The organism is Prolixibacteraceae bacterium, assembly GCA_019856515.1.
In the GTDB taxonomy this organism is placed as follows: domain Bacteria; phylum Bacteroidota; class Bacteroidia; order Bacteroidales; family Prolixibacteraceae; genus Halosquirtibacter; species Halosquirtibacter xylanolyticus.
Genome location: CP082230.1, coordinates 1,177,119 through 1,194,363, shown reverse-complemented (window position 1 = coordinate 1,194,363; position 17,245 = coordinate 1,177,119). Strand labels below are relative to the sequence as shown.

Annotated in this window: 9 protein-coding genes; all 9 read left to right on the top strand. The window is 34.6% G+C overall.

Annotated elements, in window-relative coordinates:
- Positions 1–75 precede the first annotated feature (75 nt).
- The 9 genes from K5X82_04065 to K5X82_04025 all read left to right on the top strand — a co-directional run bounded on the left by K5X82_04065 (position 76) and on the right by K5X82_04025 (position 17,240).
- Positions 76–468, top strand: coding sequence for a hypothetical protein (locus K5X82_04065; protein ID QZT38080.1), 393 nt, complete (start codon positions 76–78; stop codon positions 466–468).
- 202 nt (positions 469–670) lie between these two features.
- A complete protein-coding gene (locus tag K5X82_04060) occupies positions 671–6,604 on the top strand; it encodes a T9SS type A sorting domain-containing protein (protein ID QZT38079.1) in 5,934 nt (1,977 codons plus the stop codon).
- Positions 6,605–7,089: 485 nt separating this feature from the next.
- Complete coding sequence (locus tag K5X82_04055; GenBank protein ID QZT38078.1) at positions 7,090–7,383, top strand: hypothetical protein; 294 nt, start codon at positions 7,090–7,092, stop codon at positions 7,381–7,383.
- A gap of 443 nt (positions 7,384–7,826) precedes the next feature.
- Positions 7,827–9,065 carry a DUF4876 domain-containing protein gene (locus tag K5X82_04050; GenBank protein ID QZT38077.1) on the top strand — a complete coding sequence of 413 codons (1,239 nt, stop codon included), beginning with the start codon at positions 7,827–7,829 and terminating at the stop codon, positions 9,063–9,065.
- 617 nt (positions 9,066–9,682) lie between these two features.
- A complete protein-coding gene (locus K5X82_04045; protein QZT38076.1) occupies positions 9,683–11,149 on the top strand; it encodes a sulfatase-like hydrolase/transferase in 1,467 nt (488 codons plus the stop codon).
- A 14-nt stretch (positions 11,150–11,163) separates the two neighbouring features.
- The gene (locus K5X82_04040) at positions 11,164–12,702 is read left to right on the top strand and encodes an alpha-L-fucosidase (GenBank protein QZT38075.1); all 1,539 of its coding nucleotides are present in this window, start codon (positions 11,164–11,166) and stop codon (positions 12,700–12,702) included.
- A gap of 83 nt (positions 12,703–12,785) precedes the next feature.
- Positions 12,786–13,406, top strand: a complete 621-nt coding sequence (locus K5X82_04035) for a hypothetical protein (protein QZT38074.1) — start codon at positions 12,786–12,788, stop codon at positions 13,404–13,406.
- Positions 13,407–13,514: 108 nt separating this feature from the next.
- Positions 13,515–14,384, top strand: a complete 870-nt coding sequence (locus K5X82_04030) for a T9SS type A sorting domain-containing protein (GenBank protein ID QZT38073.1) — start codon at positions 13,515–13,517, stop codon at positions 14,382–14,384.
- Positions 14,385–15,461: 1,077 nt separating this feature from the next.
- Positions 15,462–17,240, top strand: a complete 1,779-nt coding sequence (locus K5X82_04025) for a DegV family EDD domain-containing protein (GenBank protein ID QZT38072.1) — start codon at positions 15,462–15,464, stop codon at positions 17,238–17,240.
- The last annotated feature ends 5 nt before the right edge of the window (positions 17,241–17,245 follow it).

Below are 17,245 nucleotides of genomic sequence, written 5' to 3'. Positions count from 1 at the left end.
TGTCCCCTTTTTTGTGTCTTTTAATCTATTCGTTCGTCATCATTATGGTAAGTCTTTTTTGTAAAATGAATAAATATGAAAATGAACAAAAGTTTAAAAGTTACTTTTATGGCTGTCGTAACAGCGGTAATGTCAGCCATGGGTCTAATCACTTGTTGTGGTTTCCCACTTCTAGTCTCTCTTCTTGCATGGGTTGGAATTGGTACTACTCAATTTGAGTTCTTCTCTGAATATCAAAATATATTCATAATCTTCTCGTTTTTTTCGATTTTATATGGATTCAAATTAGTCTACTTTCGTAAAAAACAGGAAAGTAGTTGTTGTACTAAAAGATCAAGGAATACTATAACAAAAATTCTCTTGTGGTGTTCTTTAATTGGGCTTGTCTATTTAGTCGGTTCAAAGATCCAAAAGCCAACAGCCAGTGCTGAGAATAACTGTTGTAGTTCAACAGTACCAGAAAACTAGCTTTTGAATAGTCTGATGACAAAATTTGCTAGTAAATAGTGTTGGCTTTTTTTGAATATAAGTATAGGTTGTTGTTAATTTCGAGCTATTTTACTATGCTAAGTAATGTTTTTTGATTAAATATGTTATAAAATCTGTGTGTTTGTTATAATAGTCATGGTAATTATGTTAATATTTGCATGTTATCATTAAACATTATAACATGCATAGATTTTTATTAGGAGTTTTACTTACTCTATTTTTTACATCTGTTAATGCAAAGAATGAATATTTACCCTTTGTAAAGCAACGTAAAAAAGGAGTTTTGGTGGAGCAAAACGCATCCCCCAGTTTAAAGACACATAAAGAAGGACAACAGTTTGTTGTTGAATACAACTTTGATGGTGCTTTTATGAGTCGTCATGAAGCTTTAGGAGATTCTTACCGTTTATTACATATCGAAGGATTCAATATGTTAGGTGGAGTAGGAGCACCTGCATTGCCTGTCAAATCCGATTATTTTTTAGCAGCCCAAGGAGAACAGGTTCGTCTTGAGTTGAGCGATGTTACATATACGGAGTATGAAGGAATAGATATCTATCCTGCTTTAAAACAAGCTAGAGATACTGAAGGAGCTTCGGAACCCGAATTTGCGAAAGATGATAAAGTGTATGCGAAAGATGCATTTTATCCTCAAAAGATTGTTTCTGTTGTTGCAGATCAACAGATGAGGTCTGCTCGTATTCTAAAAGTAAACTTATGTCCAGTTCAGTATAACCCCAAAAGAAAAATTTTGAGGGTCTATTCTTCATTGTCATATAAAGTAAAACGAGATAATGATCTTGTCGAACTGTTTGAGAGTTCAGCGATTGCTTCTCAGTTAAAGAATATGGCGATAAACGGGGCTGATGTAATACCTATCGCGAATATTCCAAATAGTTTTAATGGAGATGCGAAAGAGTATATTATTATAACGACTGAGCGTTTTAGAGAAGAGGCAAAACGATTTGCTTCTTGGAAAGCAAGCTTGGGACAAACAGTTGAAGTTGTTTCGAAAGATCGTTGGTCAACTCAAGAAGTAAAATCAGTAGTCAGTACTCGATATAACCAATGGGATGTGAAGCCAAAGTATTTAATGATTATTGGTGATCATGAAGATGTCCCTGCAAAACGTTTTAGTACACCTCGAGGGGAAGATTTCTATTCAGATTTGAGCTATGTGTGTATGGATGGTGCTGGTGATTTTACACCAGATCTTGCAAAGGGACGTTTATCTGTATCAAGTGTGGCAGAAGCAAAAGTGGTTATTGATAAAATTATTAACTACGAACGAAACCCTGTTGAGGATGAAGATTTCTATCAAAATGGATTGAATTGTGCTCAATTCCAAGATGATGAGAGGAATGGTTATGCTACAAGACGTTTTTGCCATACGAGTGAGGATGTTAGATCTTATATGATAGGACAAGGATACGATGTTCAACGTATCTATTATGCAAGTCATTCTGTATCACCTACTCACTTTAACAATGGAAGGTATTCAAATGGAGAAGCACTTCCTCCTGAGATGTTAAGAGCTAATGGATTTAATTGGAATGGCTCAAAAGGAGATATTCGTGCTGCTATAAATGATGGAAAGTTTTATGTTCTTCATCGTGATCATGGTTATGCAGGTGGAACTGGTTGGGCGCATCCGGAGTTTCTAACAAGTGATATTAATGGATTGAATAATGGCGAAAAGCTTCCAGTCGTGTTCTCAATTAACTGCCATACAGGTGAGTTTGAACTGAAAGAGTGTTTTGCTGAGAAGTTTTTGAGAAAAAATAATGGAGGAGCTGTTGCTGTTATTGCTGCATCTTATTACTCTTATTCTGGATGTAATGATGGATTAACCTTAGGTATGTTTGAGTCTATCTGGCCTAATCCTGGCTTTAATCCTTCATTTGGTAATGGAGCAGGAGTTCATGGACATCACCCTCATAATTTTGATCATGCTACAACAACTCTTGGAGATGTTGTTAACCTCGGTTTAATGAGGATGGATGAAACATGGGCACCCGATGAAGAAAGTCGAATTTATACATATCGACTTTTTCATCTATTTGGTGATCCTTCAATGAAAATATGGAAGGCTAAACCAGCTGAAATAAATGCAACTTTTCCAGATGCAATGTCATGTGGTGACCAGCAAGTTACCATTTCTGATATTTCTAAAATGGGGGCACTGATTACAGTGGTTCAGGGGGATAAAGTACTTGCGAAGAAAATTGTTTCAAAAGAGACGGAAACATTAAATTTCAGTGAAGTTGATGACTTGGGAGCTGTTCGGATAACATTAAGTGGAGATCAAATTAAACCTTTAACTAAGGAATATGAGATTTCAGGATGTCATTCCCAACCTAAGGCAAAGTTTGATGTTTGGGGAACAAATTGTTCATTTGAAACAGGTGGTAATGTTATTTCGTTTAAAGATCGTTCTGATTATTCACCTAATGCATGGGAATGGAATTTTGGTACAGATGAAATTGAATTTATTGATGGAACGACTTCTGCATCACCTGATCCAAAAGTGAGATATCTTAAACAAGGTCATTTTACAGTATCATTAAATGTGACGAATGCAAATGGATCTAACAAGAATACTATTAAAGATGGTGTGGTACTTTATAAAGATATTAGTCCTGTCGATTGTAGTGGGGCTACATCTAATGCTCGTTGGGGAGAAGATTATGGCATTTTAACTTTTAAGTTAGGAACTACTACTATCTCATCTAAGACAGCATATAGTGATAAAGGTTACAAAGACTTTACAAGTAAAGGTAATATTCATGTCAGACCAGGACAAAGAGCTGAGGTCGAATTGTCACTTGCTGGGGATAGTCAAAATGGTAAAGTTTATTTTGATTTTGATGGAGACAATGATTTTGGAGATGATGAGATGTGTTATGAATTCTCTGATATTGAAGATGACGTTCGTTTTTACGTCGATATACCAAGAGATATTGGAACATATGAAAGAAAACGTATTAGAGTGATCACTGATGCTGCATCAAATCGTATTGTAGATGCTTGTTATAGTCCCAAAAAAGGTCAAGTCGAGGACTATGCATTTATTGCAATGCCTGGATTAGGAGCCGTTGTTACATCAGATCCAATTAATGTTGATAATAATGAGGTTACTATTGGAGGAGAACAGCTTGCCGATGGTATGTATAAGGTATTGGAGAAAGGTGTTGTTGTCTCTAAATCAGAGAATCCTAAAATCGAGGATATAAGATTAGCATCAGATCTTATCACTTTAGATTCCTACCAAATTACGGTACCTGGATTAGAAGAAAATACGAATTACTATTATCGAGCTTATATTATTAATGAAGCAGGAATATCATATGGGATTCAAAAGAAAGTGAGGACTTATGGTGAAATACCTGCACTTGAAGCTATCTCTATATCGAAAAAAAATCTTTATAGCCATAGGATCGATCTTAATATTGAACCTGAGGATGCGTCAAATGCTATTTGGGGATATTTGCTTAAATGGACCACTGGTGATGATGAGATTATAGATCCTAAAGATGGAGATAAAGAGGAAAATAATTGTGCCTATATTCCATCCCCAAAGTATCTGTTTCAACATAAAGGACTAGAAGCTGATACCAAATATAATTATAAACTGTATCGATATGTAAATGATGGTGCACGTATAGATTATGAGGATGTGGGATCTAATACATTACATGTAACTACTCTTGCTGAGGGGAATTATGCTGCATTGAATATTGTTGAACCAATAAATGCGATTCGTTTAGTTCATCTTGCAGATTTGAATAATCGTGAAGTGAGATCTGATATTGGATATCATGATTTTAAAGATATGACTGCAAATATTCAGCCTGATTATCCATATAAGTTAAATATCGATTATAAAAGAGTCGGTGGTGTTGTTTCTGGAAAAATTGGAGTGTGGATTGATCTTGATCATGATGGGTATTTAGATCAAAGTAAAGAGAAGATTGATGTTAAAAATGCTGATTGGTCTGAAGGAACTGTGACTTTTGATATGAAGATTAATCCACCTGTTTATGGAGCAACTTTAATTCGAATTGCGTATTTTTCATCGTATGATAACTTCTCTTTTGATAAAGGAATTGATAAAGCTCATGTTGAGGATTACACGATTAATATCGATCCTGCAATTAAGATTAAGGGATTATGGAGAGGTGGTACATCTAGTCGTTGGGAGGATATATCCAATTGGGATGACCAAATGGTGCCTGATGCCTCTACAGCAGTAATGTTAAATGATGGATGTGTAAATTATCCAGTTATTTCTACTTCATCTCATTTCAATTCGATTAGTATTTCGGAAAATAGTAGCCTAGGTATTGCTGATGGGGCTGATGTGATAATTGATGGCAATATGGCGTTAAATGGTTCTTTAACAATTGATGGTGGGAATATCCGTGTGGTTAAGAATACATTTACTGCACATGGTTCCGTATTTAATCTAAATGGAGGACATTTCGATACAGATATTTTTGCACAATCGAGTTCTAGTGAATGGGCAAAAGGAAGTTTCAAACTTAATGCAGGTAACATCTCTTTCAAGAAAGGTTACTTTTCTACGAGTATCGTTAATAGCCATGCAAAGATGGACGTTACAATGACTGTTCGAGGGGACTTAGGTTTATCTGATAAATCATGGACAGATGGATTTAAGTCAGCTGTAGTATTTGTAGAAAGTGGCTCTGTTCATAATCTTGTTAGAAGTAGTCAAGGTGTGATAACAGCAATGAGATCTTTGACGGTAGATATTGGGTCTGATATTCTATCATTAAACTCTAGATTTAATACAAAAAAGCTAAAGATCACTGACGATTTTAATATTCTTTCTGGAGAAGTAAGGGCATATGGACACGGCAATACGTTAGGTACTTTGGTTTGTAAAAATATAAATATATCTACTGGTGCATCGTTAGATCTTTCATCTTCAGAAGTCAATATTTATGGAGATATAGAGGGTAAAGGTGATATTGTGTCAAGAAATGCAAGTTTTACATTTAAAGGAGATAAGTCGCAATCAATTGATAAATCATTGACAATTTTTAGGTTGGATCATCTTGGTGATGAAATGCTGAATGTCAATCACTCATTAACAGTTATCGACCAATTGACTTTGCATGACCATAATTTGGCATTAAAACCGAATCAATCGATTATTTTGGGGGAGAATGCTACAACGCAATGGAATACAGCATCTGTTGTATTAGGAGAAGATGCATCTATTCGTAAAAATATTGCTGTAGAAGACTACACTTATTTTGAGGTTCAATTGGAGAAAGAAGCTGTAAAGACGAAGTTTATATATCGAATTAATGATGGTACCGATGAAAAAGGCTGGATAGATTTTAGGATGCCAAGTGCCATTGATGCGAATATTATTACAGATCATTCTTTACCATATGTAATGAGGATGACAGCTTCTGATAATTTGAAAAGCAAGAGAGTAAGTATTCAATTTGAATTGTCTGGCTTTGACTTTAATGCGCATGATTATTTGTGGGCATTTAAATATGATAATCTATGGAAGCGTAGCGAAAAGATGAATAGTCTTCAGTTATATAAGAACTATAATAGCCCAAATGTGGATGTCACTTGTATGACACAAAGAGAAGCTCCAGAGCTCAAGTTAACTATGTATGCTGAAGAAAAAGGGGCAATCAATGGAAGCGATGGTGTGAGTTATCTGTTTCGTAAGAATCTTAGAGATGCATGGGAGCCACTGTTAGATTATCAGCATATTGACTTCACTGATGGTAAAAATAAGCTTTATGTTTCACTGGCTGGAAACAGCCATTCATTACCTTCAAAAAGTACAGATGATTTGAAGTTAACGGCTAAATTATTTACATCTTCTAATCTTGTAGAGTTAGGAGTTACTTCAATATATCCAAATCCTTTTAGTTCTACGATAACGATTATTAACAATGATCAAAAGAAGCACTCTTATGAACTGTTGGATGTGAATGGGCGTGTTGTAAAACAATTAGATGTTAATGGAACAGAGACCTTCTCGATGGATCATTTGTCAGAGGGTATGTACGTTCTAAGAGATCTCACAAATGGTCTTTTTGCTAAAATTTTGAAAAAACAATAAGATCTTTTTTAGAGTCAAAGTATAGAGAAGGGCTCTCCTAAATGGGGAGTCCTTCTTTTGGTGTGCCATGCATGTAAATTAACTAATCGGTGCAAGTCCGTAGTGGAGGTTTGTAGAGCCAACCACCTAGCAGAAGGCAAGGGTGCTTATCGTGAGGTATAACCTGAAGGAAGCCGTATGCAAAACTCTGATCCGAGGTATACGAATCTCATTAGGCGGTATATAACTGGATAAGCTTGCCAAACAAAGTGAAGTCCGAATTCTACACGGAGTTTATACCGTAGATGTGGCGGATAGATGGAGTGAAAGTTAATTTCCTTACCATGGGAGGTCTCACAGATGGATACAGTGTATTTTTTTTCCTGTCCATTCACAAAAAGTTAACTGTGAGAAGTCAGCCGAGGTCATAGTACTGTATCCACTTTACAGGAAGGACTGAATCTTAAATTGTTCATAATACAGACTGTTACCTAATGAAGGGATCAATGCAGAAAATATCGGAAGATAGCTACTTGAGTGAAGGTAGAGCGGAACTCGATAATAACTCAAGAGCGCACACTTTCAATGGGATAACTGAAGCCATTATGAAAACGACCATTACAACAGATAATTTATTAGAACGAGTCCTAGAATCAGATAACCTAAATAAGGCTTATTTACAGGTTTATCGAAATAAAGGGAGTCATGGAGTTGATGAGATGCAGGTGGAATCCTTAAAAGATTATCTCAGATTTCATCGAAAAGTTTTAATAACAGAACTACGAAAAGGTAAGTGTTAACCCGATGGCGAATTATCATTATTTCATGCGGCATATTTGATCGGAGTTTTGAAGAGCAAAGCGTATGAATATGCTAATACGAGGAAAAAGTATTGGCGCATTTCATTTCAAAGAGTCCAATTCTACAAACGACTATAACGAATAAGAATTTGGAGAAGGCAGGCTATATTACGCTAAGTGATTATTATCAGAAAGTAAAGTCGTGATTTAGGGAGTCGCCGTATACGAGACCCGTACGTACGGTGGTGTGGGAGGTGTACTGGAAGATTAAATATCTTCCAGCCATCTACCCGATTGTAATAGATTATCATTACATTAAAAATGTTCAAATATGTAATTAATTTTAAAAAATACTATTGTACTTTTATCTTTCAGATAAACAAGGTTTAGTTGAAGTCTGTTTTATTAGGAGGTAACTCCGTAATAGTTAAAAAATAATATCGATGATGTATAAGAAACTATCTTGCATTGCACTTTTGGCCTCTTTACTTATTGTTTCCTGTCAAAAGGATCAGATGCTACCTCTTTCAGATGTAGAGGTGAAAATGCATACACCTAAATCATTCTCGAATGATAAAGTGAAAATGAAAACAGCAACAGTTACGATTACAAATGTTGAAACTGGATCTCAGAAGATTAGAAAAATCAAAAATTTAGGAGTTCCATTCTTAAAAGTTGAGGATGGTACATATAATCTGCAATTAGATGGAATATTAGAGGTGACTACTGCTGATTTAGATAAAAGTAAGGTGGTAAAAGAAGTGGGAGTGAGAGGAATGAAGCAAAATGTTAAAGTCGAAGGGGGAAGATTGACTCTCGATTTAGATTTGTATGTATACAATATTAATGCAGACTTGATCTTCTCGGAAATATATTTTACTGGATCGTTAAATGTTGATGGTACTGCTTATTCCGAGGATAAATTCTTCGAAATATATAATAATTCAGAACGTGATTTATATGCCGATGATCTATGTATTGCAGAAACGGAGTTTCAAACTGATATTGTCCTTTCTGATCTTAAAGTTGATGAACGAGATAAGTATACTGCTGTTTCTAAAGTTTACCGTGTTGGCGGAAATGGAAAACAATTTTTGCTGAAACCAGGCGAGTCATTTTTGATTGTGGATAGAGCTATAAATCATAAGACAATCAATTCGAACTCCCTTGACCTGACTAAAGCAAACTTTGAATGGTATGATATTAGTACTACTGATGAAGATACTCCTGGTGTGCCAAATATGCAGAAAATGACCGATACTCCTGTTGAGAAATGGTCACCAAATGATAAAGGACAAAAATCTTTTATTCTTTTTAGAAGAAAAGCAGAAACGACGGATGTGTTTATGAAGGCGGCTGCTTATTCATATATCTATACTTATACAGAGAATGGAGTGAAATCTGAGATTAATCGTGATGCTTGGCGAATTCAAAATAGTTCGATTATTGATGCTGTAGAGTGTAGCCCCAAAGGGCAGTTTAATTGGAAAACGTTGTCATCTCAGTTAGACATTAAATATTTTAGTTTATCAATGGATGATAATAATCGATATGGCCATTCTATTCGAAGAAAAGTGGCTTTTATTGCAAATGAGAGACCTTATTTAATTGATTCAGATAACTCTTCTACTGACTTTATTGAATCGTCATCACCTTCACCAGGAATTATTGAGGGTAACTAATATTTCGATAACTAATTTAATGTTTGATATAAGATCTACTCATCATGATGGGTAGATCTTTTTTATGCCTCGTTATCCAAAAAATCTAATTTATTTATCACTGTTGGACTCACTATTATTATTGCACTCTTGTATAATTGAAAGCCATAATTATTAAACGCACTATTTATGCATTAAAATATGGTGTGTGAAGTAATTGAATGAATTAAGAAGCTTAAATTGTTTGTAACAATTATATTTCTCCGATTGTAACACCTTTCTAATAACTTACTTTCATGTATTTATATGATGGTGTTGCAGTGATATGTTTCTTAATATATGTCATACCTCTATGTCATTGTTGATTGTTTGCTTGTATGTTGTTGTATTTTGCTTATTATTAGGTTGTTATTGTGTATTAGGTTGTGTTGTTTCTTACTGTTTTTTTTATGAAAGTCATACTAATGTTTCTTACATATGCTATCTCCTGATATATATATGTTAATATTTGTGATGATCCATAAGGCGTCAAAAATTAGAGTGATGTAGTTTTGTAATAGTAAATAGTAATTCTCATTTACAATCAATCAATGACGGAAAATTTTTCAACTCTTGTTCTAAATTAACACTCTCAAAAAATGAACTGTCTGAAAAAAATTACAGTTACAGCATTTAGCACATTATTCGCTTTCTCCTCTTTCGCAAAGAAGACCGAGAAACCTAATATCATCTTTATTCTATTAGATGACATGGGAAAAGAGTGGGTGCAAAATTATGGTGCCAATGATGTTAAAACTCCAAACATTGATAAATTGGCAAAAAATGGAATAAAGTTTACCAATACTTATTCGATGCCGCAATGTACCCCCAGTCGAGTAACATTGTTAACGGGACAATACCCATTTAATCATGGATGGGTAAACCATTATGATGTTCCTAGATGGGGACATGGAGTCCATTTTGATGCTGATGTAAATCCATCGTTTGCAAAAATGCTTCAAAAGGAAGGTTACAAAACCTGCGTAGCTGGAAAATGGCAATTGAATGATTTTCGTTTAGAACCAAAAGCAATGGTAGATGTTGGATTCCAAGAATATTGTATGTGGACGGGTGGTGAAGGAGGAGGAGATATTGAGACTTCTGTTCAAAGATATTGGAATCCTTATATACATACTAAGAAAGGGAGTAAAACATATAAAGGACAGTTTGGAGAGGATGTATTTTCAGATTTTATTATTGATTTTATGTCCAAAAACAAGAAAGACCCAATGATGGTTTATTATCCGATGTGTTTGCCTCATGGACCTTTAACTACTACTCCAAATGAACCTAATGCTCCTAAAGGAGAACAGCATAAGGCAATGGTACGTTATGCAGATCATATTTTAGGAAAGATTGTTCATGCAGTAGATAGTTTGGGATTATCTGACAATACCATGATTTTTTGGACCACCGATAATGGTACTTCAGGAAATATTATTGGACACTTAAAAGGAAGACCTGTTAGAGGTGGTAAAACCAAACTTTCCGAGAATGGTATTAATGCCCCATTAATTGTAAGTGCTCCCGGGCGAATAAAGCCGAATCAAGTATCAGAAGAATTGGTCGATTTTACAGATATATTACCAACTTTTTGTGATTTAGCAGGAGCGTCAAAAAATAAGAAATATAAATATGACGGTTACTCATTTGTACCTTTATTAAATGGAAATACCAACGAAACGAAAAGGTCATGGATTGTGGCTTTGGGATCTAATGGTGGCCATTTTGAGAATGGGAGATTAGTAAACTCGCATAGCTATAGAGATCGTTCGATTCGAAATAAAAGATATAAAGCATATGTGGATACGCTTGGACAGGTATATGAGCTGATTGATCTAAAAAATGATTTCTATGAACATCATAATTTGATTCGTAGTAATAAAAAAGAAATACAAGAAGCAATCGAAAACTTTCAAGCTGTGGTGAATCAGTTTCCAAAAAAGGATCATGTTCCTAACTATCGAAAGTTGAAGAAGAGTTACTACGACATTCCTGACAAAGATATGAATAAGAACTGCCTGAAAGGGAAAGCAAAACCTAACAAGAGTAAATTACCATTTTAAAGCAACATACGAAAATGATCTATTCAAATATCAAAAAAATAGGATTAGCAGTTTTGCTGACAGGAAGCTTATTGACGGGCTTATCTGCAAAAGAGAAACAGAAAAATTCAGTTCATTTTAAACCATCGATTAAATCGTTAGAACAATACCAATGTCCAGAGTGGTTTAGGGATGCAAAATTGGGGATCTATATGCACTGGGGGGTATACTCTGTTGCGGAACAAGGAGAGTGGTATGCAAGAAAATTATATTTAGAGGGAACACCAGAGTATAAGCATCATTTGAAAACTTATGGACACCCTTCTGGATTTGGATATAAAGACTTCATTCCTATGTGGAAAGCAGAGAATTTTGATCCAGATAAACTAGTTTCGTTATTTAAGAAAGCAGGAGCAAAATACTTCTCACCATGTGCTGTTCACCATGATAATTTTGATTTATGGAATTCAAAGCATCATAAGTATAATGCTGTAAATATGGGTCCCAAAAAAGACATTATTGGAATGTGGCGAGAGGCAACTCTAAAACAAGGTCTACGCTTTGGTGTAACAACACACTTATCCCGCAGTTATAGCTGGTTTAATACCAATAAACTTGCCGATAAAAAAGGTGCTAAAAAAGGAGTGAGGTATGATGGTGCAGACCCAAAGTATGCAGATTTCTATTTTGAAGATCATAAGGATATTCATCCTCGTGCTCCAGAAAATGCTCCTAAAAAATGGAGAAAGCAATGGGAGCGTAGAATGAAGGATTTAATTGACAACTATCATCCTGATCTTCTATATTTTGATTGTGCTATTCCGTTTCGTGGTGATGATGAAGGGAAAACAGGAATGAGTGTTCTTTCTCATCTTTATAATCACTCTCAGAAGATGCATAATGGTCAACAAGAGGCTGTAATGTGTATAAAAGAGAGACCGTGGCAAGGTGCTTACTATCCTGGAGTTGCAACACTTGATTTTGAAAGAGGAAAAGCGAGCCATATTCTTAATGATCCTTGGCAAACAGACGACTCTATTGGTCCTTGGGGATACAAAAAAGGAGCATCATATATGACTGTTAACATGGTAATTGATAAGTTAATCGATATTGTAAGTAAAAACGGTAATATGTTATTGAATGTTCCTATCAAGGCGGATGGTACTTTAGATAAGCAGACAACCGATATTTTAGAAGGAATGAGTGAGTGGATGGAAGTGAATAGTGAAGCAATATTTGAGACCCGTCCATGGTATATGTTTGGTGAAGGACCAACAAATGAGATTCATCATAGAGCCCAAAAGTCTCCATTTACTATGAAGGATATTCGTTATACACAAAAAGATGGAATACTTTATACTTTTATTCTAGATTGGCCAGGTAAAGGGAAACAGGTGAAATTACAACATCTAACGAAGTCAAATAAAAGAATCAATGCAATTAAGAGCATCAAAATGCTTGGATGTAATGATGATATACAATGGTCACAGGAAGGGGATGGCTTAATGGTTACTATGCCAACTGTAAAACCTTGTGATAATGCCTTCTGTTTAAAGATTGAATTCAAACAATAAAAATATTAAGATATATGCTCTCAAAACGAGAGTATATGTCTAGCCAATCACTTCTAACAAAAAGTTAACTAAACAAAATCAAAATGACTAAATTTAATTTATTAGTAGTAGGTCTAACGGTTCTGCTCTCAGGAACTGTTTGTGCACAAAAAAAATCAAAACCTCTATTAGGTTCAAACTATTCCTTTGAGAAATCAACTGCCGAAAAACCCAATTTAGGAGGTTGGAAAACACGTAAAACGAAAGAGTGGAATGTCGTTGTTGATGTAAATAAAGATAGTCAATATATTGTTGATGGAAACCAATCTTTACACTATAATATTGGTGCTAAAGGAAAAAAGAATATTTCTCATCAGGTTGCTTTTGGTAAAAATATTCCGATAAAGAAGATTGATCTTGCGAAAGATTATATTCTAAAACTGAGTATATACGCATCTAAAGAGGTCGTTTATGATTTTGTAGTTTCTTATAAAATAGATGATGCAAGCAATAACAAGATGATGCGTCTTGTTGAAAATAAGCATCAAACATTATCACCAAATAAAATGCAGCAAATAGAGCTTAAGGTCCCAATGTCAGCTTTAAAAGAGACCAATAAGGAGACAATTAAGAACCTGCAATTTTGGGTGAAACTAGCCAATGAGAAAAATGTTGGGGCAGATATCTATTTTGATAAAGTGATATTAACTCCTGTTACAATCTAAACTTTTATACAATAAAAACTATATGTATGGTCTATTAATGATGTCATAATTATGACATTATATGACCATACTCAATTTCAACTCTGTTTAACATTAATTCTATTAAAAATGAAAAAACTTCTATCCTTAACAATCGGACTATTTCTTACATCTACTAGCTTTATTTTTGGACAAGAGCCCGTTAATGGGACAAATCTATTTGGAACAAATGGCTCTTTTGAACAAACTACTGATGCAAATGTTAGTTTTGGTGGCTGGAGAAATCGTAAAGCGAATAATTGGCTTTGCGATGTGGCATTGAATAAAGATTCTAAATATGTTTCAGATGGTATTCAGTCTCTTCACTACAAAGTGACAACAAAAGGAACTCGAGAAATCATAGATCAAGTTGCTCTTGGAAAGAAAATTAATGCGTCGGAATTAAATGTAACAAAGGATTATAAACTTGAATTTGATGTTTTTGCATCGAAAGAGATTACATACGAAGTTGCAGTAGTATACCATAATACTACAGAGAAAAAATCATATCCTGTTATCATCATGAAAGATCAGGTTTTAGCTCCTGGTGTAATGACAAAAATTGTTGTAGATGCCCCATTGTCGACGATTGGGATTAGTGCAGGAGATTTTAAGGATCTTGAAATTTGGGTTAGGCTAGCTAAAGATAGTAATATTGGAACCGACATCTATTTTGATAATTTCTGGTTCTATACAGGTGGAGTTAAAACAGCCGTTGATGAGCTTGAACGAGCATCATTAAATATATATCCAAATCCAACATCAGAGTTCTTTGTGTTAAATAGTGAAGATCCAATTCGCAAAGTAGAGGTGTTTAATGTGCTAGGAACTAAGGTTAAGGATGTCGTGAACTATCTTCCTAATAGTAGAGTTGATGTTGCAAACCTTCCTTCGGGGCAATACCTCGTAAGAGTTACTACTAATAAAGGAACAAAAGTTCGTAGTCTGATGGTTAAATAATTTATCTCTGTAATACGAAACAGTACCTTGAATAAACCTTTTATAGCTAAAGAGACTGTCCTTATTGGGCAGTCTCTTTTTTTGAATGTACCTCAAATAGTCGACTATTTTAAATAAGGTTTAACTACTTCTCGTTTCTTTTGATCAAGAATATAGTCAAAGCCCTATTTTCTCCATACTTAATAGGGGATATTTATTGTAAATAGCATGAATGAAATAATTATTTGCCAATAAAATTTTAATTCAAATACTTAGTCTATGCGTCCACTCTGGAAACCTCCTTTTTCTGAAAAATACTGATTTTACATTTTGTATCTATTTGATAGTCAATGTGTGTTTTTTGAGTAATGAAGTGGAATACAAAATTAAGAGTTGTCAGAGTAGACTCATTTATATCATATCTTAATACTTCTAAATCACTAGGTCCACAAAGACATGCTACTATTACCTGCCTTTCGTATGAGATGATTCGAAGTTCAATCAAAGTTCAGTCGAAGTTCATTCATCGATTTTCCATTCTGGGTGAAGGAACTTCGAATATAGTTCTAGTGATATTTAAAAGAAAGGGTGGGATATTAGCATGTTGGTTAGGTGAAGGTAGCTTTAAGAACTTATTTGCTTTGATGTTTTGATATTTTATGATCTGACTTTGATCCTCAATATAGTATTTTTATCTAGCTCTACTCGTTTTTAAGTGTGTTCTAAATTAATTATAATGAGATATTTATAATGATCCTATTTCTTTTGTAAGGAGATTGTCAAATTCAATTCATGCAATAGCATTGCATGAATTTCGATATAAGAGAATAAAAGAATATCCTATGAAATGGAGTGGTCGATACGAAAGATAATATGTTTTTGATTAATATTATCAATAAGTTAGATTATCCTGAATATCCATGCCTCTTCTGTAATCAAGCTTTCTTGCTTATTGAAATAAAACACTCTTTACATGCCTTCTGTGATTAATTGTGTTTCTGTGTTTGTTTTATTTATCATGTTGTAAATAAAATTATTATTGTATCTTTAATAGTAGGATTTTGCTCCTTTAATGTAATTTAGAAGAAACCTATGACTATGCTAACACCTTTACACACTTCAGCTATTAGTGGTTTGGATCTTTATTATGCCTTTAAAAATGGCACAAAACAATTAAATCTATTTGTAGATGAGATCAACCAAATTAATGTTTTTCCTGTACGAGATGCAGATACGGGTACTAACTTGTATGCTACAACAAAAAGTATTTTAGATAATACCATATGGGTTCGAGATTTGAAAAGTACGATTAAAAGTATCTCTTCTACTGCTATTGAGAATGCGAAAGGTAATTCCGGATCAATCGTGGCATTATATCTAAGGGGGATTCATCGGTCTGTTGATGCTTTTGATGGTAGATCCGTATCTTCTTTATCAGAGATGTTAGGGTCGGCATATCTGTATGTGTACCAAAAAATGAGTGCTCCTCAGGAAGGTACTATTTTAACAATGATGCGAGTTTGGGCTGAACAGCTTCGTGTAATGTCAAATGCCGAGGTCTTATCTATAGCAGAGGCAATGAGACGTTCTGTTTTTATATTGAGAGAAGCATTGGAAGAGACAAAGAATCAATTGGAAATATTATCAAAAGTGAATGTTGTAGATGCGGGAGCATTGGGATTTGTCTGTTTTATTGAAGGGATGTTGAAGCCCTATAGAAAAGGAAAAACAAAACGATATACTCCTTCAAAAGAGATGTTATTTAAAACAGATGATGTTGTATCTTCCCCTGCGTTTCAATATTGTTATGAAGTAAATATAGTAGGAGCGTCAAAAAGACAGGAGGAGATTAACTCTTTCTTGTCTAATTATGGTGATTCTATTATTTGTACTGGAGATGAAGAACGTTTACATGTACATATTCATACAGATTGTCCAACTGTAATCTCTAAGTTTTTATCTGATGAGGGGGTTATTGAGAAGATTAAGGTAGATGATTTGCAGAGCCAATATTATAGGTCAACACTTAAAAAAGAGAAGTATGCTTTGGTTGTGGATTCGACTTGTGATTTAAGTGACGAACAGATTTCGAAATATCATATATATAAATTGCCGATGCCGATGGAGGTGAATGGACATCAGCATTTAGATGGAATAACTATAACTGGAAAAGAGCTATATGAAGATATGCAATGGGGAGATGTGAAGTGTCAAAGTTCGCAGGTGAGTCAAGGGTTTTTTGAAAATTTCTATCGAAGTTTGTTGGACAAATATGACCATATTATATCATTACATATCAGTAAACATTTTAGTGGAACGTATACCAATGCACTAGCTGCGGCTAATGAAGTGTCATGTGAATCCTCTTCTGAAATAGATGTTTGGGATAGTGGAACGCTATCCGCGGCTTATGGTATGATGGTCGAACGTATTGCTATGGCAGCAGTTCATTCTGCAAAAATAGAAGATCTACGTTCCTTATTTCAATCTCTTAAGACTAAAATAGATATTATGGTTTCTGTACGTTCTTTGGATGCTATGGTAAAGAGTGGGCGTGTTCCTATTTCAATGAATTCACTTGCAAACAAGTTGGGGTTGCACCCTATGGTTTCAATGAGCCCTGAAGGTCGAGCGAAATTTGGAGGAGTGGTTTTAGGGTTTAACCGCTCTTTAAATCGAATGGTTCGAAGAGTGGCAAAGAAAAAAGTGAAACGTTTTCAGGTTGTCCATGTTGGAGCAGATTTTGATGCTGTGAAATTAGAAGCTAGTTTAAACCAAAAGCTTAGAGTTGAACATTTGCCATATATAGCTGTTACACCTGTAATAGGTGTCTATGCTGGATTAGGATCAGTTGGAGTTGTTGTTGAATATGAATAAAAACT

Bases quoted from the DNA above. Each gene is read 5' to 3' on its own strand.
- K5X82_04065 (QZT38080.1), top strand. From the start codon at position 76: ATGAAAATGAACAAAAGTTTAAAAGTTACTTTTATGGCTGTCGTAACA.
- K5X82_04060 (QZT38079.1), top strand. From the start codon at position 671: ATGCATAGATTTTTATTAGGAGTTTTACTTACTCTATTTTTTACATCT.
- K5X82_04055 (QZT38078.1), top strand. From the start codon at position 7,090: ATGCAGAAAATATCGGAAGATAGCTACTTGAGTGAAGGTAGAGCGGAA.
- K5X82_04050 (QZT38077.1), top strand. From the start codon at position 7,827: ATGATGTATAAGAAACTATCTTGCATTGCACTTTTGGCCTCTTTACTT.
- K5X82_04045 (QZT38076.1), top strand. From the start codon at position 9,683: ATGAACTGTCTGAAAAAAATTACAGTTACAGCATTTAGCACATTATTC.
- K5X82_04040 (QZT38075.1), top strand. From the start codon at position 11,164: ATGATCTATTCAAATATCAAAAAAATAGGATTAGCAGTTTTGCTGACA.
- K5X82_04035 (QZT38074.1), top strand. From the start codon at position 12,786: ATGACTAAATTTAATTTATTAGTAGTAGGTCTAACGGTTCTGCTCTCA.
- K5X82_04030 (QZT38073.1), top strand. From the start codon at position 13,515: ATGAAAAAACTTCTATCCTTAACAATCGGACTATTTCTTACATCTACT.
- K5X82_04025 (QZT38072.1), top strand. From the start codon at position 15,462: ATGCTAACACCTTTACACACTTCAGCTATTAGTGGTTTGGATCTTTAT.